This window comes from Desmonostoc muscorum LEGE 12446 (assembly GCF_015207005.2).
GTDB lineage: Bacteria > Cyanobacteriota > Cyanobacteriia > Cyanobacteriales > Nostocaceae > Nostoc > Nostoc muscorum.
On the sequence record NZ_JADEXS020000001.1, the window covers coordinates 8726363 to 8750063 of the forward strand.

Annotated in this window: 20 protein-coding genes; 14 read left to right on the forward strand and 6 right to left on the reverse strand. The window is 41.6% G+C overall.

What is annotated here, in order from left to right; all coding sequences use genetic code 11:
• Positions 1 to 269: 269 nt before the first annotated feature.
• Positions 270 to 437: a hypothetical protein gene (locus tag IQ276_RS35725; protein ID WP_235116279.1), complete on the reverse strand. Its 168-nt coding sequence runs from the start codon at positions 435 to 437 to the stop codon at positions 270 to 272.
• 46 nt (positions 438 to 483) lie between these two features.
• On the opposite strand from IQ276_RS35725, the gene IQ276_RS35730 reads away from it, so the two are divergent.
• Positions 484 to 1167 carry an ATP-dependent Zn protease gene (locus IQ276_RS35730; RefSeq protein ID WP_235116280.1) on the forward strand — a complete coding sequence of 228 codons (684 nt, stop codon included), beginning with the start codon at positions 484 to 486 and terminating at the stop codon, positions 1165 to 1167.
• A 150-nt stretch (positions 1168 to 1317) separates the two neighbouring features.
• Here IQ276_RS35730 and IQ276_RS35735 read toward each other — a convergent pair whose 3' ends face one another.
• Both IQ276_RS35735 and IQ276_RS35740 read right to left on the reverse strand, forming a co-directional pair.
• Entirely contained in the window at positions 1318 to 2343 is a 1026-nt protein-coding gene (locus IQ276_RS35735; protein WP_235116281.1) for a GGDEF domain-containing protein, read from the reverse strand.
• A 1179-nt stretch (positions 2344 to 3522) separates the two neighbouring features.
• Positions 3523 to 3723 (reverse strand): heavy-metal-associated domain-containing protein, encoded by a 201-nt coding sequence (locus IQ276_RS35740; RefSeq protein ID WP_190879010.1) that lies wholly within the window; start codon positions 3721 to 3723, stop codon positions 3523 to 3525.
• 359 nt (positions 3724 to 4082) lie between these two features.
• Between IQ276_RS35740 and alaS the strand changes: the two genes are divergently transcribed.
• From alaS to IQ276_RS35770, 6 genes are all read left to right on the forward strand, one after another.
• On the forward strand, positions 4083 to 6785 hold the full coding sequence (gene alaS, locus IQ276_RS35745; RefSeq protein WP_193918576.1) for an alanine--tRNA ligase: 2703 nt from the start codon (positions 4083 to 4085) through the stop codon (positions 6783 to 6785).
• 167 nt (positions 6786 to 6952) lie between these two features.
• Positions 6953 to 8518 (forward strand): ATP-dependent nuclease, encoded by a 1566-nt coding sequence (locus IQ276_RS35750; protein ID WP_193918578.1) that lies wholly within the window; start codon positions 6953 to 6955, stop codon positions 8516 to 8518.
• Positions 8499 to 8738, forward strand: coding sequence for a type II toxin-antitoxin system Phd/YefM family antitoxin (locus tag IQ276_RS35755; RefSeq protein ID WP_193918580.1), 240 nt, complete (start codon positions 8499 to 8501; stop codon positions 8736 to 8738). Before IQ276_RS35750 ends, IQ276_RS35755 begins: the two co-directional genes overlap by 20 nt.
• A gap of 566 nt (positions 8739 to 9304) precedes the next feature.
• Positions 9305 to 9802, forward strand: a complete 498-nt coding sequence (locus IQ276_RS35760) for an LptA/OstA family protein (protein ID WP_193918582.1) — start codon at positions 9305 to 9307, stop codon at positions 9800 to 9802.
• A 30-nt stretch (positions 9803 to 9832) separates the two neighbouring features.
• Entirely contained in the window at positions 9833 to 10561 is a 729-nt protein-coding gene (gene lptB / locus IQ276_RS35765; RefSeq protein WP_073643585.1) for an LPS export ABC transporter ATP-binding protein, read from the forward strand.
• Positions 10562 to 11068: 507 nt separating this feature from the next.
• The gene (locus IQ276_RS35770) at positions 11069 to 12184 is read left to right on the forward strand and encodes an LptF/LptG family permease (protein WP_235116282.1); all 1116 of its coding nucleotides are present in this window, start codon (positions 11069 to 11071) and stop codon (positions 12182 to 12184) included.
• 102 nt (positions 12185 to 12286) lie between these two features.
• Here IQ276_RS35770 and IQ276_RS35775 read toward each other — a convergent pair whose 3' ends face one another.
• Positions 12287 to 12907: a CP12 domain-containing protein gene (locus IQ276_RS35775; protein WP_171974285.1), complete on the reverse strand. Its 621-nt coding sequence runs from the start codon at positions 12905 to 12907 to the stop codon at positions 12287 to 12289.
• 449 nt (positions 12908 to 13356) lie between these two features.
• Between IQ276_RS35775 and bchD the strand changes: the two genes are divergently transcribed.
• Positions 13357 to 15387, forward strand: a complete 2031-nt coding sequence (gene bchD / locus IQ276_RS35780; protein ID WP_235116283.1) for a magnesium chelatase ATPase subunit D — start codon at positions 13357 to 13359, stop codon at positions 15385 to 15387.
• Positions 15388 to 15547: 160 nt separating this feature from the next.
• On the opposite strand, the gene IQ276_RS35785 is transcribed toward bchD, so the two are convergent.
• Positions 15548 to 16333 carry an RNA polymerase sigma factor SigF gene (locus tag IQ276_RS35785; protein ID WP_073643581.1) on the reverse strand — a complete coding sequence of 262 codons (786 nt, stop codon included), beginning with the start codon at positions 16331 to 16333 and terminating at the stop codon, positions 15548 to 15550.
• Positions 16334 to 16671: 338 nt separating this feature from the next.
• On the opposite strand from IQ276_RS35785, the gene IQ276_RS35790 reads away from it, so the two are divergent.
• Positions 16672 to 17400 carry a Bax inhibitor-1/YccA family protein gene (locus IQ276_RS35790; protein ID WP_235116284.1) on the forward strand — a complete coding sequence of 243 codons (729 nt, stop codon included), beginning with the start codon at positions 16672 to 16674 and terminating at the stop codon, positions 17398 to 17400.
• 80 nt (positions 17401 to 17480) lie between these two features.
• On the opposite strand, the gene IQ276_RS35795 is transcribed toward IQ276_RS35790, so the two are convergent.
• Entirely contained in the window at positions 17481 to 19979 is a 2499-nt protein-coding gene (locus IQ276_RS35795) for a BsuBI/PstI family type II restriction endonuclease (RefSeq protein ID WP_235116285.1), read from the reverse strand.
• Between the two features lie 252 nt (positions 19980 to 20231).
• On the opposite strand from IQ276_RS35795, the gene prfB reads away from it, so the two are divergent.
• From prfB to IQ276_RS35820, 5 genes are all read left to right on the forward strand, one after another.
• Positions 20232 to 21354, forward strand: a protein-coding gene (gene prfB / locus IQ276_RS35800) for a peptide chain release factor 2 (protein WP_193919016.1) whose coding sequence is annotated in 2 segments (ribosomal slippage) — positions 20232 to 20303 and positions 20305 to 21354 — 1122 coding nt in all. Because the reading frame shifts where the segments join, the coding sequence is not laid out codon by codon here.
• A 211-nt stretch (positions 21355 to 21565) separates the two neighbouring features.
• A complete protein-coding gene (locus IQ276_RS35805) occupies positions 21566 to 21721 on the forward strand; it encodes a DUF3285 domain-containing protein (RefSeq protein ID WP_073643590.1) in 156 nt (51 codons plus the stop codon).
• 38 nt (positions 21722 to 21759) lie between these two features.
• Positions 21760 to 22293 carry an rRNA maturation RNase YbeY gene (gene ybeY / locus IQ276_RS35810; protein WP_190879079.1) on the forward strand — a complete coding sequence of 178 codons (534 nt, stop codon included), beginning with the start codon at positions 21760 to 21762 and terminating at the stop codon, positions 22291 to 22293.
• Positions 22294 to 22439: 146 nt separating this feature from the next.
• Entirely contained in the window at positions 22440 to 22892 is a 453-nt protein-coding gene (locus IQ276_RS35815; protein WP_193919014.1) for a diacylglycerol kinase family protein, read from the forward strand.
• Positions 22893 to 23098: 206 nt separating this feature from the next.
• Entirely contained in the window at positions 23099 to 23698 is a 600-nt protein-coding gene (locus IQ276_RS35820; RefSeq protein WP_190878988.1) for an anthranilate synthase component II, read from the forward strand.
• The last annotated feature ends 3 nt before the right edge of the window (positions 23699 to 23701 follow it).

Sequence of the window (23701 nt, forward strand, 5' to 3'; positions counted from 1 at the left end):
ATAATTTGGTTGGAATTATTAAGTTTGTATATCAAAGTTTCTGGAATTATGAGCTATGAATTCTTACATCATTAACAGTATTCATTAAGACCTGTCCGCAAACTGCAAAATCTATAGTTTTAAACTGCTAATCAGGAATCAGGATTATTGATTGTTTTTATGCAGAGTATCTACTTTTGTAAAAATTCTTCACTTATAGTCAAATCCCTATCTGAAAAATTACATCGTCAAGGGATTTGTAAAAGGGACTGGGGATTGGGTATGAAGCTTCAAAATAATGTTTGAGGCTTTAAGTAAGCATCGGCAAATTTTGGAAAACTTACCCAGTCCCCAATCCCCAGTCCCCAGTACCCAATACCCAGTCCCCAATCCCCAGTCCCCAGTACCCAATACCCAGTCCCCAATCCCAGAGCGAAGCTGTAGCCTGTGGTAGACATCGGGTGATAATGAAGAAAGATTAAGCAGATTCTCACAAAACTCTCAATGAGCCAGACTAGCCTAAATTTAGTTGCAATATCTATCTTTCTCATGACGCTATCGGTACTGCTGGGGCCATTCTTCAACTTATCGCCCGCAGTACCGGCGCTTGCTACCTTCGCTATCTTGGGAATAGCGACTTTTGACAGTTTTAGCTTACAGGGCAAGGGCGGTACAATCTTTTTAGACTGGATTGCTGGTTTTTCAAGTGAACACCGCGATCGCATTATTCACCACGAAGCAGGACATTTTTTAGTTGCTCACCTGTTGGGTATTCCTGTTACCGGCTACACCCTCAGTGCTTGGGAAGCCTGGAAGCAAGGGCAAGGTGGGCAAGGCGGCGTTACCTTTGATGATAGTCAATTAGCATCTCAACTAGAACTAGGTAAAATCAGTGCCCAAATGCTTGACCGCTACTCCACTGTTTGGATGGCGGGTATTGCTGCGGAAACCCTAGTTTTTAATAATGCTGAGGGTGGAGCTGATGATAAAAATAAGTTGATAAAAGTCTTGACAATTTTAGGTTTTTCTGAGTCAAATTATCAACAAAAAATGCGGTTTCATGCCCTGCAAGCAAAAACCCTACTACAAGAAAATTGGTCTAGCTACGAGGCTTTAGTTAATGCCATGCGACAACGCAGTTCCGTAGAAGATTGTCGGGAAAAGTTGGGAGTGGGGAGTGGGGAGTAGGGAGTGGGGATGAGGGAGATGGGGAGCAAAGGGGCGGAGGGGAAAATTCCTAAATCCTAACTCCGCACGGGCTAAATGCCCCGCCACCGCTAACAGCACTTTCAATGCCCTATGCCCCATTCCCTACTCCCTACTCCCCACTCCCCACTTTTACGAAGAAACAGCCTTCAAATGTCGGACATGAGATAAGTGTTTGGAGTCGATAACCCGATTACGCCCAGTAGTTTTAGCCTGTAGTAAGCATTGATCGGCGCGATCGAGCAGACTTTTTCCTTGTTCGTCATCGTCAGCTTCTAAAGAGGCTGTACCCAAGCTAATGGTGATATTAATTGTCAGTTTATTATTGAGTGCAAATGGTTCGTCGCTGACTATGCGATTGAGACGACGGGCTACAATTAGTGCTTCTTCACCGGTAGTGTTTGCCAGAAGAATCACAAATTCTTCACCTCCATAGCGAAATGCAGTGTCTTGAAAACGCAGATTGTGTTTTAGACGCTGACACAACACCTGCAAAAGGCGATCGCCAACTAAATGCCCATAAGTGTCGTTAACTTTTTTGAAATGATCTACATCTAGAATAATCAAACTCAGGGAAGTTTTCTGAGTTCTTGCTTTTTGAATTTGCCTCGGTAAATCCCATTCTAAAGCACGGCGATTATTTAATTCTGTCAATGAATCGGCTAAGGCGATCGTTGATAATAAATCATTTGTCCGAATCAAATCTCGGTATTTTTGCGCTTTCCGCAAGCCAACGGTCAATTGGGCAAGTATTAGCCCATGATTCGCGGTCAATTCTTCCAAGCTATGCTCTGTTTTTTCATCAATTAGATGCCAAATATAAGCATCAGCTCCTTGCTTTAATACCGCAGCAGTCATTTCTAATTCTCTGTGCCAACCATACTTTTTTCTCTCAGTCAGCTGTTGGGGACGATCTTCAAAAAGAATACAGTATATCCACGACAGCTTTGTTTGGTCTTTCAACCAACTGCACAATTCCATACTGCCATCCTGGCTAGCCTGCACAAGTATGATATCAGGGGGTGTCATTTGAATGTGCGATACCGCCTGATTCACATTATCCATAACTTCTACATTCAAGGCGATCGCATAACGTAACTGATCTGGAAGTGTGTTGCGAAAGTTATTATTTCCAAAGACCAAAATGGAAATATTCATTGCTTTTTTTACAGGATTCCAACCTTAAGGAGATTAAACTACTAAAACTTGTTGCTCTTGTTGTCTAATAATAAATTTACCGAATCAGGCAAAAGTAAAAATTTAAAAACCACAATCAATAAGAAGTAACAATATTTCCCAGACCATAAATTTATTTCAGGGAATTTTGTTTTTAATTTGAGATTTTTACTTTTTAATGATGCTTGCGGCTAACTTATGTTTCTTGTTATACAATTTTTAACGCTGAATTTAAAAAAAACTCTCAACTTTAATCTCCTCTTAAGACTTTCTATTTATTACTACAATTTCTGAAACCTCTATTTATAGTAACTAATGTCTTCTTTACAGAATGTTTTTAAAACAGTATAAATACTGAATATTTTATACTTGTATATCAAGCATTGCTGTAGTTTATTCGGTGTTATTTACCTGAGGTAATTACGAGAATAAAAAATTTTCAATCATCGTAATGTCTGCCAGCAAAATTGCTGACACATCAAAAAATGAAAAAAATATTAATTTTTAATTTCACCGTAAAAACCGAAGTTTCATAAATATGAAAACTACTAACTAACTCCAGCAAATTGGATGTAATACCTATGTTTAAACCTCACTGCTCAAAGGAGAGAGGCTTTGATTTACCCTGAAAGCTTCCTTAAGCAGGTTGGGAGGTTAGTTAGGTCTGTTTTATATTTTTTCAAGTTGACCTAATTTACTTTTCCAGCATCTGAGTCTTTTCCCTTAGAGACTAGGCTTTCATCACCTATTAAAAAAAGGAGTGGACTGAGAAAAATGTCAATCACATACTACAAAATCGCCTCCCATAGGAGGAATTTTTGCAGGTGCTGATTGACCCTAAAATTACACAGCAGACTCGTAGGGCGGGAAATTCACTATCTAAGTCAGACCTCAGCCAAACTTTGATAATGTGTTAGTCGCAGAAAATTTTTTATACTTATTTTTTTCCGTGTTGGTTTACTTAATTCATATTTTTTTATTTGCAAGAAATACCATCAATGCACAAAAAAGCTAAATAAAAAACCGGATGTCAAAATGTACCTATAATGTGGGAAATTAGTTGAATTTCACTCACAAAAAAGCGTAAATCAGAGAAAAAGATTTTGTTAGCGTAGCCTAAAATATTAAAGTGTCAAGTTTTGTAACAAGTCAAAATCGGATTTAGTAACCTTCGACAGCATAACCAGCAGCAACAATTACCTGTTTGATTGATTCTTCAGAAGCTGCGGATTCCACGGTGACGGTTTTAGTGTTAACATCGACATCCACCTTGGCGTCAGGTTCCATAACATGGATTGATTCAGTAATTGTTTCTGCACATCCTTCACAAGCAATATTTGATACTTTCAGTTTTAGTGCCATTTTTTACCTCAATATGGAATTTTTAAACTATTTCTTAAGGATTAAGATAAATCATTATCTGGCGATCGCACATCCCACCAGAGTAGAGTAGTGACCTAAAAGCACCATAATCGCTGTATTTAGCTCACCGACTAGTACAGTTGGCTGGCAGCAATACCAAACAAAATGCAAAAATATATAAAGCTGCTTATGGAAATACACCTAGTGCCGCTGGGCGGAAGTCAAAAGTCAAAAGTCAAAAGTCAAAACCCTTTAATTCTGGGCTTTTGCTCTGTTTTGAATAGTGGGCTTATTTTACGCCATGCTGTACTAGTGGAGGTAGGCATAAGTCAAAAGTTAAAAGAAAGTTAAAAACTCCCATGTCTTCAAATCCCCAACACCTAAGCGGTAACGAAATTCGCAACATATTTCTCGACTTCTTTGCCCAACGGAGTCACCAAGTTCTGCCAAGTGCCTCCCTCGTGCCAGAAGACCCGACCGTGCTGCTGACGATCGCGGGGATGCTACCATTTAAGCCGATATTCCTGGGACAGCGCACACCAGAATTTAAGCGGGCTACGACTTCCCAAAAGTGTATCCGCACCAACGACATCGAAAACGTCGGACGCACCAAACGCCATCACACGTTCTTTGAAATGCTGGGTAACTTCAGCTTTGGTGATTATTTTAAAGAACAAGCGATCGCTTGGGGTTGGGAAATTTCCACTCAAGTCTTTGGCTTATCTCCAAAAAATCTCGTCGTCAGCGTTTTTAGAGATGATGATGAAGCCTTTGCTATCTGGCGGGATCAAATCGGTGTGCCAGAAGCGAGAATTAAGCGCTTGGGCGAAGACGATAACTTTTGGGCATCTGGTCCCACAGGCCCTTGTGGCCCTTGTTCGGAGATTTATTACGACTTCCACCCCGAACGCGGCGACGAAAATATAGATTTAGAAGACGATACGCGGTTTATCGAGTTTTATAATCTCGTCTTCATGCAATATAACCGTGATGCTACTGGCAATTTAACGCCACTGCAAAACAAGAACATCGACACCGGTATGGGTTTGGAAAGAATAGCGCAAATTCTCCAAAAAGTGCCGAATAACTACGAAACTGACTTAATTTTCCCAATTATCCAAACAGCAGCCCAAATTGCTGGCATTGATTACCACAGCAGTGATGAAAAAACCAAAGTCTCTCTAAAAGTCATTGGCGATCACGTTCGTTCTGTCGTCCACATGATTGCTGATGAAATTCGCGCCTCCAACGTCGGACGCGGTTATGTGTTGCGGCGATTAATTCGGCGGGTGGTGCGTCATGGGCGATTAATTGGGATTAGTGGTGAATTTACTACCCAAGTTGCCGAAACTGCGATCGCTCTTTCAGAATCAGCTTACCCCAACGTGCGCCAACGGGAAGCAGCAATTAAAGCTGAGTTGCAACGGGAAGAGTCTAATTTTTTGAGAACTCTGGATAGAGGGGAAAAACTTCTCGACGAGGTTATAAATCGTATATCTCCAATACAACAAGAGAATGATCTTCCCTCTCCGATACGCGAAGAATATTATCATCCTTCTCCTTTACCAAAACAAAATATTTCTGGACTAGATGCTTTCACCCTCTACGATACTTACGGCTTCCCGTTAGAACTAACGCAGGAAATAGCAGCAGAAAATGGTCTAGAGGTTGATGTTGAGGGATTCAATGCCGAAATGCAAAAGCAGGTGGAACGTGCCAAAGCAGCACATGAAACCATCGATTTAACTGTCCAAGGTTCCCTCGACAAATTAGCAGAACACATCCACGCCACCGAGTTCTTAGGATATTCCCAATCTGCGGCGACGGCGAAAGTCGAAGCGATTTTGGTAGAAGGCGTTTCCCAAGAGGAAGCAGAAGCAGGAACACTGGTACAAATTGTCCTTGACAAAACGCCATTTTATGCTGAGTCTGGGGGACAAATCGGCGATCGCGGTTATATCTCCGGTGATGGGATTGTGATTCGCGTGGAAGACGTGAAAAAAGAATCTGATTTCTTTGTTCACTTCGGACGCATCGAACGCGGTACACTCCGTGTAGGAGATGCTGTAACTGCCCAAATCGATGCGGCTTGTCGGCGTCGCGCCCAAGCTAACCATACTGCAACCCACCTACTGCAAGCCGCGTTAAAGAAAATTGTCGATGATGGCATATCCCAAGCGGGTTCTCTGGTTTCCTTTGACAGATTGCGCTTTGACTTCAACTGTCCCCGTGCGTTGACAGCCGAGGAAGTCCAACAAATTGAAGAACAAGTAAATACTTGGATTGCTGAGGCGCATAATGCCAAAGTCGAGGTATTACCTTTAGCAGAAGCCAAAGCTAGGGGTGCCGTTGCCATGTTCGGCGAAAAATACGGAGAAGAAGTGCGAGTAATTGACTTTCCTAGCGTATCAATGGAACTATGCGGTGGCACACATGTCAGTAATACTGCTGAAATTGGCGTCTTTAAAATTATTTCCGAAGCTGGAGTAGCTTCTGGGGTGCGACGCATTGAAGCTGTTTCGGGCCCAGCAATACTGGATTATCTCAACGTGCGGGATAAAGTAGTTAAAGATTTGAGCGATCGCTTTAAAGTTAAACCCGAAGAATTACCAGACAGAATTACTAGTCTGCAAACCGAACTTAGAACAGCCGAAAAGCAACTAGAATCTTTGAAAGGACAGTTGGCGATCGCTAAATCTGACAGCTTACTACAAACAGCGGAAACTGTCGGCGATTCTAAAATTATCGTCGCCCAATTAGAAGACGTTGACGCAGAATCGTTGAAAACCGCAGCCGAACGCTTGCTGCAAAAAATCGGTAATGGTGCGGTGGTACTGGGTTCTGTTCCCGAAGCTGGGAAAGTCAGTATAGTTGCGGCTTTTAGTCCAGAAGTTAATAAAAAAGGACTGCAAGCTGGTAAATTTGTGGGAGCGATCGCTAAAATCTGCGGTGGCGGCGGCGGTGGCAGACCAAACTTAGCCCAAGCCGGCGGTAGAGATGCGAGTAAATTACCAGAGGCGTTAGCACAAGCAAAATCTGAGTTAATTAGTGGGTTGGGTTAATTTCTTGTAAGGTAGGCATCTTGCCTGCCTATAAATTTTTATACAAATGCTATGGTGGACTATTTTCCGCATAATCCACCCTACTATTTGTATTCACAGTATAGTACATATGAACTAAATTGCGTGTTATCCTTGATAAACTACATTTATTTCTTGAACTAAGTTTTATGTGGATTTCTGAAATTAACTTGAACAACTTTAGATGCTTTTCAAATACGAGTATTGAATTGTCTAAAGGAATTAATTTGATAGTAGGTTCAAATAATTCCGGTAAATCAAGTTTGTTGAAATCAATATTATGGCTTCAAAGGGGCTTTAGCTTGGATTGCAAAGATTTACGAATATCCCAAAATAGCGGATATGTTCAAGTGTGGATAAATGAGGTGAATCAAGACTTTTTAAATCGAAATCCTGGACGAGAAGTTTTGTTCAAATTAAATATATTGAGAAATACTACTACTCTCCATTTAATCAGTGACTTAGGAGATACTTTTTTTACCAGTAACGATTTTAAAAACGAACAAATTTTTAATGAAGAACCTAGAAATTTTATATATCCATACCTCTCTAAACGAAAGGTTGCAGGTTTTCATGAATCAATAAATCTGAGTGCAGCAAATTCAGTTAGAGGTGATTTATATAATTTATATGCAAAAATCGACCGGATATCTAATCCTCAAATGCCAGCAAATGAACAATATGTTCAAGCTTGTGAAGACATAATAGGTTTCCAAGTTACATCAACTCCTTCGCCGAATGGTAAGCAGGCTGCTTATATAGTCAGCAATCAGGAAAATATACCATTAGATGCAATGGGTGAAGGTGTTGCTAATTTGGTTGGATTAATTGTAGATTTATGCATGGCTGAAAATCAGTTATTTTTGATTGAAGAGCCAGAAAATGATGTGCATCCAAAAGCATTAAAGAAACTTCTTAATTTTATTACTGAAAAATCTGTAAATAATCAGTTTATAATTACAACGCACTCTAATATAGTTGCTAAATATTTGGGGGCGCATCCGAATTCTAAGCTTTTTTCAGTATCGATGGAGTTTCAAAATCGTCTACCTACATCGCATATAGAAGAAATAGATAATACTCCAGAAGCTAGACGGCACGTTCTTGAAGAACTAGGGTATGATTTTTTCGATTTTGATTTATGGTCAGCTTGGTTAATTCTTGAAGAATCTTCAGCAGAAAGAATAATCAGAGATTATCTTATACCTTGGTTTTCCCCTGAGTTAAAAGGTAGGCTACGTACATACTCAGCTAATTCGCTTAGTGAAGTTGAAACTAAGTTTAGAGATTTTGATAAATTATTTGTCTTCTTACATATGCAACCAATTTATAAGAATTTAGCTTGGGTAGTTGTAGATGCAGGAGAAGAAGAAGCAAAAATTATTGAAAAATTAAAAAGTAAATATACTCGCAGTGGTTGGAATGAGAGTAATTTTCTTCAGTTTTGTGAGCATGATTTTGAACGATATTATCCAGCAGAATTTCAATTAAAAGTAGACACTGTAGTGCGAATGCCACCCGGACAACATCGGCAAAAAAGTAAAGATGCTCTTCGCCAAGAGGTAATGACTTGGATTGATGAGAATCCTAATAAAGCAAAAGATGCGTTCCAAGATTCTGCTTCAGATGTTATTCAGGTTCTTCAATGTATACAATCTTACCTGAGTATAAATTCATCGTCGAGGTTTAAATCAAATGCAGAAAGTCACAGTTGATGAGATCCAACGAGATCCTTTGAAATACCTGAATCAAGTTGAGGCGGGTGAAAGCTTTCTCATTGTCCAAGCAGATAAACCAATTGCTGAATTAAAACCAATTACAAGTACCACAAAACAACGACGCCCATTTGGTTTATGTGCAGGAGAATTTACGGTGTCTAATGATTTTGATGTACCTTTGCCTGATGAGATTATGAATGCATTTGAAGGTAAATGAAAATTCTTCTAAACACTCATATTTTCTTGTGGTTTATTTACTAAATTTAGCATTATTGCATAATGACCCTTTTGATAGAATGCTTATCTGTCAAGCTTTGCATCACGGCTTAACGATTGCAACAGTCGATGCAAAAATCCGCGCCTACTCAGTTAGCCTTATTTAAAAAAAGCGATGCTGTCACTTAACCCAATCTACAACGAAGAGCGATGTCTACGACGGGCTACGCCTACGCAATAATTTCATAGTATTTTAGTACTATAGATGTCAACTTAAATCTTTTAAAAAACTTGTGTTCACCTACTACAGGACTCCTATTTGATTGCGTGAAAAAACTCTCCCCACTTCCCTACTCCCTACTCCCTACTCCCTACCCACGCAAACAAGTTCAAAAATCAAAGCAGATAACTACGCTACTGAGCCAAGTTTCCTGAAACCTTGAGGTTGGGGGTAGCGTCACTATTTCAGCCAGTAGTTATCCTAAATCACTCCAGATTGTACGTTTCGTTTCTGGATAGAGTACTTGAGATAATTAAAACACAAGCCCAAACTCTCAACCCCCAATAATGATGTCCTGCTATAAATTGCCCATATCCCAGATGCGTCGTGTTGGATTAGCCTTATTGCTGCCAGCTTTTCTCTTAGGAACTTCTGCTTTCCCGAACCAAGTCCAAAGCGCTACTGCACAAACATCTGGAGGAAATCGCCCTCTGACTATCCGTGCCGATGTGCAAGAATATGACGCCAACACTCAAGTAGTCACCGCTCGCGGCAATGTGCAAATGTTCTATCCTGCTCGCCAGCTTCAGGCAACAGCCGCCCAAGCACAGTATTTTAGTAAAGAACGCCGCATTGACTTTAGTGGGAACGTTTATATTTTGCAACAAGGAGGTAACAGTATCAGGGCAGAGAAGGTAACCTATTTAATTGATGAAGGGCGATTTGTCGCCTTACCCCAATCCAACCGCCAGGTAGAGTCCATCTACATGCTCCAGGAATCCGATAATGATGGACAAACTGCGACACCTGCGCCAAAGACACCAGAATTCAAGCGTTCTAATTAGCATCTACTAGTAAGAAAGGCTGCCTCTAGCGTGAAAATTGTTTTAGAGAATATTCACAAATCTTATAACAAGCGAGTAATTGTCAATCGCGTCAACCTTTCTGTTGCTCAAGGTGAAGTCGTTGGTTTACTAGGCCCCAATGGGGCTGGTAAAACTACGACTTTTTACATTGCTACAGGTCTAGAAAAACCCAATCAAGGAAAAGTCTGGCTAGGTAATTTAGACGTTACAGGAATGCCAATGCACAAAAGGGCACGATTGGGCATTGGTTATTTAGCGCAAGAACCAAGTGTTTTTCGCCAACTCTCAGTACAGGATAATATTCTATTGGTGCTAGAGCAAACTAATGTGCCACGATGGGAGTGGTCAAGGCGACTAACAACTTTATTGCGGGAGTTTCGCTTGGAAAAATTAGCTAATAGCAAAGGGATTCAACTTTCTGGTGGTGAGCGACGCCGGACGGAATTAGCAAGGTCTTTGGCTGCTGGGCGAGAAGGGCCAAAATTTTTACTTTTGGATGAACCCTTTGCGGGAGTTGATCCCATAGCAGTCTCGGAAATTCAGCAAATTGTGGGACAATTGCGCGATCGCGGTATGGGTATTTTAATCACAGATCATAATGTCCGCGAAACCCTCGCCATCACCGATCGCGGTTATATCATGCGTGAGGGGCAAATTCTCGCTTTTGGTACTGCTGACGAACTCTACCACAACCCCCTCGTGCGGCAATATTACTTGGGCGATAGCTTTCAAGTCTAAATTCAGAAGTTAGGAGTTAGGAGTTAGGAGTTAGGAGTTAGGAGTTAGGAGTTTGGAGTTTGGAGTTTGGAGTTTGGAGTTTGGAGTTTGGAGTGAAAAAAGTTTTATATTTAGCTTTCAGACTAAGGTGCTATGGAGCATTTGATCGCAAAGTGCTGTATTTAGTTAACAATTTAAAAGAATAGCTTCATGGTTTATTTTTCACCATGAATTTCTTAGTTAATTTTTAGCTATTAATAATTGATTTTTCATACTAAACAAAGTAGACATAGTTAAGTGATCTACAGAATTTATACTCCCAAACCAGATATGAAACCTATTTTTCTCCTAACTCCTAACTCCTAACTCCTAACTCCTAAAACTCCTAACTCCTAACTCCTAACTCCTAACTTCTCCTGTATACTTTGCTTCACCAGGGTTGCCAATATTTAACTTTTGAAGTTGCTTATGATATCAAAGAAATTCCCATCTTTCTACAGCCTACGTTCGCTGCTGCCTTTTACGATTATGGATCGTTATCTTGGCAGCGAATTGTTGCCGCCGTTCTTCTTTGGTGTCGGAGCTTTCTCTTCAATCGGCGTCACCATTGATGCTGTATTTGATCTAGTTAGAAAAGTCGTCGAATCTGGACTACCTGTAAGCATTGCCATTCAGGTTTTTTTATTAAAGTTTCCCAACTTTATCGTTTTAGCCTTCCCCATGTCCACACTGCTGGCTACTTTGATGACTTACAGTCGTCTTTCCAGCGAAAGCGAATTAATAGCCTTGCGTGGTTGTGGGGTGAGTGTCTATCGCATGGTGTTAACTGCTGTGATCTTAAGTCTTCTGGTTACAGGAATGACATTTGTATTTAACGAACAAATTGCACCAGCAGCAAATTACCAAGCGGCGATGACTCTGGATAAAGCCCTCAAATCAGACAAGCCAAGTTTTAAACAGCAAAATATTTTTTATCCTGAATACCAGGATGTTGTACAGCCAGATGGCACTAAGAATAGAATCTTGACACGCTTGTTTTACGCCGACCAATTTGATGGTAAGCGTATGACAGGTTTGACAATTATAGATCGTTCAACCAAAGGTCTGAATCAAATTGTGGTATCAGAATCCGCCGAGTGGAATGGTTCTAAAAATGTCTGGGATTTTTATAACGGCACAATCTATTTTGTCGCAGCCGATCGCTCTTATCGCAATATCGTCAGATTTGAACAGCAACAACTGCAACTACCCCGCACGCCATTAAGCTTGGCAGAAAAAAGCCGGGACTACGACGAAATGAATATTGCTGAAGGGTTCGATCAACTAGAAGTGGAACGTCTCGGTGGCGATCGCCAAAAAATTCGTAAACTTGAAGTCAGGATTCAACAAAAAATTTCCTTGCCCTTCGTATGCGTAGTTTTTGGCTTAGTCGGCGCAGCAATGGGAAGCATACCCCAGCGTACCGGCAGAGGCACCAGTTTTGGGATTAGCGTGATAATTATTTTTTCCTACTACTTAATTTTCTTTATTAGTGGTGCGATCGCACAAGCAGGTGTCCTCTCTCCCTTTATGGGGGCTTGGTTACCCAACTTTGTTTTTTTGGGAATAGGTATGTTTTTATTGATGCGAGTCGCCAATCGGTAAATTGAAGAAGATGGGGAAAGGAAGCAAAGGTGCAGAAGAACTAATTCAATTCCTCCCCAATCCCCAATCCCCAGTCCCCAATCCCCAGTCCCCACACCTCAATCACGGTTGATAATTTCGACATTCTGGTGCGTCTGGATTTTCCTTACAATATTTTTCAAAAGTAACTTTGGCTGACACCATACCCTCAGCTTTTTGATGAGCTGCTTCCGCCTGGAGTTCTTCTACCTCATCCCAAGCCGCAGCACAGGCTTTAGAATAAGCACCTTGTTCGGTGCAAATAGCACGAGCCTGTTCAATTGCTTTTTGAATTCTCTCCTCTAGCAATAGCACTTTTGGCGCTTCCACAAAGTCGCTTTTGGTCAAAATGTCGGTAATCGAGATAATGCCCAACAGCTTACCTTGAATCACAGGCGCTCTGTGGATACCAGTGTTAGCAAATAATCTTGCTACATATTCCACACCCAAATCAGGGTTTACCACAATGCAAGGCTTACTCATAATTTCGTAAACCCTTACTTCCTTTGGGTCTTTACCGTAGGCTATTATTTTATAGACAACATCTGTCTCTGTAACAATGCCATAAGCATCATCGTCATAGCGACGATCTACAACCAGCGCCCGCAATTTTTTTTCTTTCATCAGCCCCACCGCTTCAGCAACAGTTGCCGAACCGCGAATGGTAACTACGTTTTTGGTCATGATATCTTCAGCTTTCATCATTGCCGTAGTCTCCTGGTAAATAGTACAGTGCGGCACAGTGCCCTCAGAAGCGTAGCGAAGCATTGCAGCGCACAGTTTCCTAACTAGAAAGTGAAAAACTTGAATTTTGGCCCAGCTACAACAATAAACTTAGAGCAATTATCAATTCCTGATGTTATCGAATGTGACCAATGCCTAAAAACTAAGCACCAATTGCAATAATATTCTGTCAATTAAGATCTTGCAGTATTGTCAATAACTCTAATTATCCAAAAATAAAACAGGCTTTATCCCTTGCTACCAGACCTAGTTTAAAAATTCAGAGCCTCTCAAGAGCAGTAGAGAGGTTTTCCAGATAAGAGTGAAAAGTCAGGTGTCATAGCTGCTAATCTGAATACGATTTGGGATTTTAGATTTAAATGTACGAGAAATTGATATGCTAAAGGCCGAGACTAGCGATTATTCAAACCATGCCTGCGCCCACTATCAACCCTACTATCACTGCCTTTCCTTTGACTGCTGTAGTCGGTCAAGAAGCGATTAAATTAGCTCTGCTGTTAGCAGCCGTCGATCCGGGGTTGGGGGGAGTGGCGATCGCAGGTCGTCGCGGTACGGCAAAATCTGTGATGGCTCGTGCTATCCACGCTCTACTACCGCCCATCGAAGTAGTTAAAGGTTCTATCAGTAATTGTGACCCCAATCACCCAGAAGAATGGGACGATCAACTTTTGGCGGAGTACACAGATAAAGATATTCAAGATGTTCCCGTCGAAATTATTCCCGCACCTTTTTTGCAAATTCCTCTAGGTATTACAGAAGACAGGCTCCTGGGTTCCGTAGACGTTGAAAAGTCGGTAAAGCAAGGTGATACGATTTTTCAGCCGGGTTTACTCGCTACAGCCAACCGTGGTGTACTGTACGTAGATGAAATTAATTTATTAGATGACCAAATATCAAATCAGCTACTAACAGTATTATCTGAGGGACGTAACCAGATTGAACGGGAAGGGATTAGTTTTCAGCATCCGTGTAAATCCCTATTTATTGCCACCTACAACCCAGAAGAGGGAGCATTAAGGGAACATTTACTAGATAGAATTGCGATCGCTCTTTCTGCTGACGGTGTACTGGGCTTAGATCAAAGAGTAGCAGCAGTAGAGGTGGCGATCGCCTACTCCCAATCTCCCCAAGAGTTTCTTTTGCAGTACAACGAAGACTTAGACGCCCTGAAAACCCAAATTATCTTGGCACGGGAATGGCTCAAGGATGTCTGCATTACCCAAGAACAAATCGCCTACCTGGTGAATGAAGCAATTCGCGGCGGAGTCCAGGGACATCGCGCCGAGTTATTTGCCACGCGGGTTGCCAAAGCAGCTGCGGCTTTGGAGGGACGCACAACAGTCAATGCTGAAGACTTGCGTCGTGCTGTGGAGTTGGTGATTGTACCACGGGCAACAATTGTGCAGACACCACCACCAGAACAAGCACCACCACCGCCACCACCGCCACCTCAAAATCAAGAAGAACCAGACGAATCAGAACAAGAAGAAGAAGAAGAACAAGAAGAACAGGAAGAAAATCAAGAGCAAGAACCCCCCAGTATCCCGGAGGAATTCATCTTTGATCCGGAAGGGGTAATTTTGGATGACAGCGTGCTTTATTTTACGCAAATGGCGAAGCGCCAGGGTAAATCTGGTAGTCGCAGCGTCATCTTTTCCGATGACCGGGGACGTTACATTAAGCCAATGTTGCCCAAGGGAAAAGCGCGACGCATTGCCGTAGATGCCACCCTCAGAGCGGCTGCCCCGTATCAAAAAGCACGCAGAGAACGTCACCCAGACAGAAAAGTGATTGTCGAACAAGGTGACATTCGCTCCAAACGCTTGGTACGTAAAGCCGGGGCGTTAGTGGTGTTTGTGGTAGATGCTTCTGGCTCAATGGCCTTAAATCGGATGCAGTCGGCCAAAGGCGCAGTGATGCAACTTTTGACGGAAGCTTATCAAAACCGTGACCAAATAGCCTTGATTCCCTTCCGGGGAGAACAAGCGGAAGTATTATTGCCGCCAACACGTTCCATTGCCTTGGCGCGTAACCGCTTGGAAAGATTACCCTGTGGTGGGGGTTCACCCTTAGCGCATGGTTTAACCCAAGCTGTGCGCGTCGGCTTAAATGCCCAGATGAGTGGAGATATTGGGCAAGTAGTACTTGTAGCGATCACCGACGGGCGGGGTAATATTCCCTTAGCGCGTTCTTTAGGTGAACAGCTAGAACCAGGAGAAAAGCCAGATATCAAAGGAGAATTGCTCGAAATTGCTGCGAGAATTCGTGGTTTGGGGATGCAACTATTAGTGATTGATACGGAGAGTAAGTTTGTTTCTACTGGCTTTGCTAAGGAATTAGCCCAAACAGCAGCAGGTAAGTATTATCATTTACCAAAAGCGACAGATCAAGCCATTGCTGCCATGACTAAAGGTGCGATCGCTGATTTAAAATCTCGATAATTAGTCATTTGTTATTAGTTATTTGTCATTTGTCAGTTGTTTTTCTACTAATACCAATTTCAAAAATCAATGGGAGAGATGGATTAATAGAACTCTTGAAGAGAAAAAAATTCTCAACCCAAAATCAAAAATGGTATAACGACTGACCATTGACTAATAACTACGATCCAGTGGGCATAACTTGTGGTTGCAAATAGCAAATTAAATCCTGAATTCCCTTTTGCAGATACCGCGTTACTGTCATCGGACTAGTGCCAATATTCTTAGCAGCATCCTTGCGAGAAAGTTCCTTCAAAAATACCATTTCAACTGCCATCCGGGGCTTTTCTTCTAACATATTGATTGCCCCTTGGAGTTGTTGGCGTTCTTCGTCTAGTTGTTGTTGGGCAGTAGAACGGGGACAAGGAAGTGCTTCACCCAAGGTGATTTGGCAATCAACATAGTTAACTGCGGTCGCATCTAAACTCAAAGGCAAACGGTTTTGAGCAGCTAACTTGGTTTCTTGCCATTCTTGTACAGATACTCGGAGTTCCTTGGCAATTTCAGCATCCTTGGGGGCACGACCCAAAGACATAGCCAATTCTTTGCGAATCTTTTGTCCTTCGTTGTACAGTTCTTGCCAACGACGAGGAATCTTTAATAGAGTACTGCGATCGCGCAAAAAGTGCAGCATCTCACCGCGAATATATGGCACAGCAAAAGAACTAAAAGCATATCCTTGACTAGGATCAAAACGCTCAATTGCCCTAATTAAACCAAAATAACCAATTTGTTCTAAATCTTCATAAGGTTCATTACATTGATGGCTGAATTTATGAGCCATCTTCCGCACTAAGCCAGTATGTAATTGTACAAGTTTATTACGAAGTTTAATAGATGGATTCTGGTGGTACAAGTGTAATAATTCTATACCATCAGTTCGTAAAGAGGACTCACTTGCTGCCATATAAATTCCTTTGTTGTAACTCCTATTTTTGAGAAAATGGAGCTGCGTATATCTTCTTCAAGGCTGTCATTATTTTCCTTAGGCAAGACTGAATAAGCCATCGTCGTTTCACTGAACTTATCAGGGGCTACAGTCTATAATTCAGTATTTGTACGCATGATTTTGCGACTTTCTCTCTCGCCAGTTATTTTTGTTTTCCGGATAAAAATTTCAACGCAGCATCATCTTTTTTATTTAGTTGTCTCCAACTTTGTGTAACCTCTCCCTGGTTTCTCGTTCCAAATCTTGGTAAGAATAGGAATAAGCAGAACATTTTCCTCAAAAACTAGTTTTTCAATATGAGCAATACCAGCAATTTTCGTGAAGCTATCCGTGAGGCGAAATCTCACGGACTCGTTGGCCCAAATGTGATTGCTAACGCCCTCCCCTACGTCGGTGGTGGATTGGTGCTAACTGCATTGGGAACCTACGGAGGTTTAGGAGTTATCCGTACTAACCCCGGAATATTCTTTCCTACCTTCATTGGTGCGGTGATTTTAGAGTTAATTTTGTTCTTTGTTGCCCAAAATGTTGCCCAAAAAGGTAACAAGGGTCTGGCACTACCCCTGTTGGCAACCTACAGCCTTTTATCTGGATATACCCTCAGTGGCTTGGTATTTGTCGCTTTGAGATCCCAAGGCGTTGGCATTCAAGGCATTGGTTTAGCTGCCCTTGGTTGTGGCGTTACCTTTATTCTCGCCCGTCAAATTGGTTCAAATCTTTCTGAACAAGATGGCATGGCTTTGACGAAAACCATCAACCTCGGCATCATTGCTTTGGTGGTTGTGTGCCTTGCCCAATTTGGGTTTGCCATGTTTGGTGTTTACGCGCCAAATTGGTTAGAAATCGCTATCTCCGGTTTGGGAGTATTTCTGTTTGTTGGGGCTTCAGTTGTCGATTTCTACATCTTGCCGCGCACTTACAGTGATGACCAGTATTTGCCTGCTGCTTTATCGATGTATCTTACTTACATCAACCTATTTGTCTTTATCTTGCGGTTGCTAATAGCCATCAATGGCCGCGATTAACCACTCGTAAGTAGAAAAACTTAAACATTTTATCAACCGTGGTTAACTGTGAGTAACCACGGTTTTTTCATTAGTACCTCTTATTCTGTTCCCAAATCTCTATCTAATTTGTAAGGCTGTAATAAGTATTCTCCATTGAAGTGAATCAGATGAGTAGCATCTTCAGCAACCCAAACATCTGTTTCCCATGCAATTTCAGCCAAATACTCCACCATCGCTTTACGGCTTAAAAAAGTTGTTACCATTACAAGGGGAATTTTTATACCAGCAAAGATAACTTCAAGTTCTTTCTTACGTTTAGGGTTAATTGGCCCGTGGGAAGTTACAGCCTCAATTAAAACTAGCCAATTATTTTTTAGATGATGGATAATCACATCAGGCATTTTACCATGAGAATCGACAGTAACCCCTAAATCTCTCAATGCTGCTTCATTAAAGTGCGCGAATTTTTCATCTGTATCGCCGACATAAATGAGTTTTCCCCCAGGTGTAAAACGTTCTGCAAAATCTTTAATAATCTTCTCAATCAAAATATTTTGACCACCTGGTGATAGAGTTTTTACCTTCCCTTCAATCACTATGGGAATACGTGATAATTCACGCTCTTGAGCATATCGTTTTTTCAAAGTCTCAACTGAGGAAAGATAAGTACGAATGCTCTTTCTCCATTCAGTAGTTCCATAAGTACGTAATAATTCAAGGGCACTTTCTTCAATCTTGTATACGGTTTTTGGGCTGTTAATGGGACGATCGGGAGCGTCTGGATTCGCAATTATCAAAGCTGCGTCTAAGAATTGATGGACTGTTTGGCGACGAACAGTTTCCCGCGTATTAGGTTTATATGTTTTGCCGTAGTGCTGTGCCATAAATTCCATCATTGGTGTAATTCCTATTAATGGAGATGCAGCAGTTTCCCAAGGTTCAGTCGGCTTTAAATCAACTAGAGCCAGAAGAGTTAAGGCTGAACGTTCGTTAAGTTGTGCCCGTGGAAATCCAAGTTCAACTAATATTTGCAGTGCTTCATCAATACGGTTTTTAATTATTAAGGGGTTATTTTCAAACTGATTGGTCATACTTAGTAACTCTTCTTCCACAATTTCATCAATTTCGGACTGTGACAGTAAAGACCCTCCAATACGTAACCCCACGGTCATTAGCTGCTCTATTGTGGGATATTTTAAATTTCGTAAATCGGTTGCATTCACCTGAGTATGACCATTAAACAACCGAAAAAATTCGTCTACGAGGGTGGAGTTTAGATAAGCAGCAAGACCACGTGCTAGGGTAAGATCGAGTCCCCTTCCATCCTTGTGAAAGTAATTCAAGTGATTTTCAAAACCTACCCAAAAACAATCAATCCGATTGGCATCGTATACAACTGCAACTACTCGTTTTCTTTCCTCTTTTGAGGAGAATCGTTTAGTCAGTACATAATGTTCGTTGGGTACTAATAGAGAAACCGTTTGTTCAACATATACTAAAGCTTGATGTTTTCTAGTTATCTTTGGATACTCGACATATCCTGTTGAGAAATTTAATGGATAAATTAAGGGAACAGTGTTTTTTTCTGGCATTAAACACAGATATTCTTTGGCACGGAAATCTACAACACGTCCCGTTGATACAGTCAATCCAATGTCTTTTAATGTGCAGGTAAAATTCCCCATTCGTCGAATAACCTGCTGACTGAATGTATCTGGGATAATGTGAATGAATTGTTGGGAGTCGTTGTAATTAACTATCTCTGTATAACGTAAAGAATTTGATTTAATCAAATCATCCTCAGCACTCGAACTTGTACTGATGAGTACATTATCGAATTTTTGTTTTTGTTTGACAGCATGAATAATGATTATTTCCTGCAAAACTTCATCATCACTAAAAGCTTCCTGTCTCGATTCAAAAAGATGTATCTGGTCTAAAGCCATCATTTCCAAAAACATCCTTCGGAAATCCCTAAAATATGGGCCATTACAGAAACTACGCGGCGAAATAGCTACAAGCTCCCCTCCGGAATTGAGAAGTTGAGATGTGGCAGCAATAAAACCTGTATATAGATTGCTGGTTTCTAAGCCTAGAGAACGTAATAAACCACGAACTTTTGAATGAGCGTTGATTTTCAAATATGGAGGATTTAAAATAGCGTGCGTAAATCTTGGATTGTTAGGATTATCAAACAAACTAGGCTGAACAAGCCTCACGACATCTTCAATAAAGTCCGTATTGCGGATTTCATATTGCAAAGAGATACCAGCTATTTGACATGCTCTTGCACATAATTTTAATGTCTGACGTAAATATTCAATAAGAAAAGGATCAATTTCATAGGCAACAATATCTATATTGGCTGGGCGTTCTTCTCTGTGACATAGGTTAGCCACAAATGCTGCAAGTAATGAGCCAGATCCTGCTCCTGCATCAAGTAGAGATATTTGAGGAAGATTAAGTTTGTTAAACATCCCAGCCATTAATTCTGCTACCGGAGCAGGAGTTAAAAACTGACCGAGTGTTACTTTCTTCCGTTTTTGTTGCTGTTTCTGGCTTGCAGCAATCCTGAGAAGGTCAACTTCACTAAGCAAGTTTTTGCAAGGGCATTCTAGAATGCTATTGAATTGCAACGCCTGATTCTGATTGTCTGTAAACTCTCTACTGCTTGATTGGAACATCACGGTTTGTCCTCAGATAATTGAGGATACTTAAAAGTAATTTGGGTAACTTATACAAATAGTGCAAGATAATTTGCCCAACTACAGCTAAAATCAAAAAAGATAAGTAAAATGTAGAGCAATTTCCCAATCCAAAGCGCTCTATCTATAAATTCAGCAAGTACTATGGATGTCCTAGAACTCAAACGCGAAATCGAAACGTTGTCTGGCCGCCTGGGTAAAACCCAGGACTATCTTTGACGTACCTGCACTGACAGCTAAAATTCAAGACCTGGAACAAATATCTGCTCAGCCAGAATTTTGGGATGACCAAACCCAAGCTCAACAAACGCTGCAAGAACTTAACGACTTAAAAGCCCACATCGAGCAATACGATCGCTGGCACACCAATCTGGAAGATACTAAGGCAGTTGTTGAGTTGTTGGAGTTAGAAACCGACGAAGCACTATTGCAAGAAGCGGAATCTACCATCACGAAACTTAATCATGACCTTGACCAGTGGGAGTTACAACAGTTACTTTCCGGTCCCTATGATGCCGAAGGTGCTGTACTGACGATTAGTGCTGGTGCTGGTGGTACAGATGCTCAAGATTGGGCATTTATGCTGATGCGGATGTACACCCGTTGGGGCGAAGCTCACGGCTACAAGGTGACTTTGGCTGAAGAGTCCGAAGGTGATGAAGCCGGAATTAAATCGGCAACCTTAGAAATTACTGGTCGCTATGCCTATGGTTACTTGCGATCGGAAATGGGTACACATCGCTTAGTGCGGATTTCGCCGTTTAATGCCAATGGCAAGCGGCAAACTAGTTTTGCGGGGGTGGAAGTCATGCCCCAGATAGATAATTCTGTGCAGTTGGATATTCCAGAGAAAGATTTGGAAATCACTACAACTCGCTCTGGTGGTAAAGGCGGGCAAAACGTCAACAAAGTAGAAACAGCGGTGCGGGTTGTTCACCTTCCCACTGGAATTGCCGTGCGTTGTACAGAAGAACGATCGCAGCTGCAAAATAAAGAAAAAGCCCTGGCTCGACTCAAAGCAAAGCTATTGGTCATTGCCCAAGAACAACGCGCCCAAGAAATTGCCGAAATTCGTGGCGATATGGTGGAAGCCTCCTGGGGTAACCAAATCCGTAACTATGTGTTTCATCCTTACCAAATGGTGAAAGATTTACGCACAAATACGGAAACTACAGGGATTATAGATGTGATGAATGGCGAACTTGATACATTCATCCAAGCTTATCTGCGGCAAGAAAATAAACTAGTAGAAAACACTCCTGCATAGTTGGGGATTAGTAATAGGTACTAAGTAATTATTTTTACTATTACTTAGTACCTATTATTTTTTGAGTATTTGAGATTGGGGCGATCGCAGCATAACACCCCTTGGAATTGAGGCGGTTGACACAGAAAAGACTCAATATTATATGGGCGATCGCAATCCTATAGCAGACCCAACTGTTACAGTTATAAAAGAGTCCGCGATCGAATTAACTATGAGTAACTCTCCTTCAACAGAACCTCAACCCAGCTACGTAAAACTGGCCATGCGAAACATGGTGCGTAAAGGTGGAACTTCCCTGAAACATTTTGCGTTAACCACTATAGGACTTTTAGCCGTCCTGATTGGTCTTGCTTACCTAACTCACTAACAAAAAACTGTGACCTTAGACTAGGAGAGTGCGTGGCTCTGGGAGTTGAATTATATGTGGAAGATTATTTTTACGAGTTGTCCCCGACAAACTCGGTAAACTTTGGCGAAACTGATCTCCGAATTACCCCTGAAACTTGGGAAAACTGGTTTAATAGCTGGTTAGAAATACTCCACCCTCATATTCCACCAGCACCAGGTTATGAGATTGGGCTGCGTTTGACAGATGACTCGCAAATTCAGGAACTCAATGCTCAGTATCGTCACAAAAATCAGCCCACAGACGTTTTAGCTTTTGCTGCTTTAGAGGTAGATTTTCCTCAAAGTGAAGAAATGCTTGCCTCTGTACCACTATATTTAGGCGATATTATCGTGTCTGTAGATACCGCACAACGTCAAGCCCAACAGCAGGGACACAATTTACCAACTGAACTAGCCTGGTTAGCTGCTCACGGTTTATTGCATCTGTTGGGGTGGGATCATCCTGACGAAGAAAGTTTGGAACGAATGTTAGAACAGCAAGTAAAATTGCTGAAGGCAATAGGTATTGCTATTAACAAAGAATGGCAGTAATGAGTCACGCCTTAGTGTTAATTTTGGGTAATACTTTTATAATACCTCTATGGAAAATTGCTTAAAGATTGCCTCAAAGTTAATTACGCTATAAACATCACCCAAAATTGCCACTGTAGCAACTGTGTTTTTGTATTTTTAAGTGTATGTCCCAAAAAATTTCTCCACCAACGCCTACCTCGTTACAAAAAATTGTGACCAACGAACGGGAATTTTCGTGGAAGGTTGCTTCTAATTTATTTGTTAGTTTTAAGTATGCTTGGGCTGGAATCACTTATAGTTTTCAAACTCAACGTAATTTTCGCATTCACACAAGTGTTTGTGCCTTAGCGATCGCTTTAAGCGTATATTTGCATCTGCAACCAGTAGAAATAGCAGTAATTGGCATAACTAGTGGTTTAGTTTTGGCATTAGAGTTACTGAATACAGCGATCGAGTCTCTTGTGGACTTAACAGTGAAACAGACTTACCATGATTTGGCAAAAATTGCCAAAGATTGTGCTGCTGGTGCAGTGCTGGTTTCAGCTTTAGTAGCGGTGTTGGTCGCTGCTACACTGTTGCTGCCTCCTCTGGTAACGTTAATTATATCGGCTTTGTAGATGTGATTTGCACAGGCGTAGCCCAACCCAGGCATTGCCAAGTGATTCCTGAGGATTCAAAATTCCCTTACAGCAAGCGTCTAGGCTATTGACTGGATGCTTTCTGAACTCAAGTCTGCTCCTCAAGAGGCAGCTTGTGCGTGTAGCTTTCTGGGTTATGACAGTTTTATGTCTGTCACCTGCAATCTGTAATATTTCCCCTACTTATGTTAATAGTCATCGATAATTACGATAGTTTTACATATAATCTGGTGCAGTATCTGGGAGAATTGGCAGCAGAGTTCCCAGTGGCAGCTGATATTAGAGTTTTTCGCAACGACAAAATATCTATAGATGAGATTCGGGCATTAAAGCCAGAAGCCGTGGTTATTTCTCCTGGGCCTGGTCGTCCAGAAGATGCAGGTATTTCCCTAGAGTTGATTGAGCAACTAGGACAAGAATTGCCAATTTTAGGCGTCTGTCTAGGCCATCAAAGTATCGGTCAAGTGTTCGGTGGTAAAATAGTCTCTGCTCCAGAGTTGATGCATGGCAAAACCTCTCTGGTGTCTCACACTGGGGTAGGGGTTTTCCAAGGATTAGAAAATCCGCTCACCGCAACCAGGTATCATAGTTTAGCGATCGAACGCGAGACTTGCCCTGATGTGCTAGAAATCACCGCTTGGGTTGAAGATGGCACAATTATGGGAGTGCGACACCGGAACTATCCCCAGATTCAGGGCGTCCAGTTTCACCCAGAGAGTGTCCTGACATCATCAGGAAAGCAGCTATTGCGAAACTTTCTCCAACAGTTACAGTCGAGAGCCTAATTA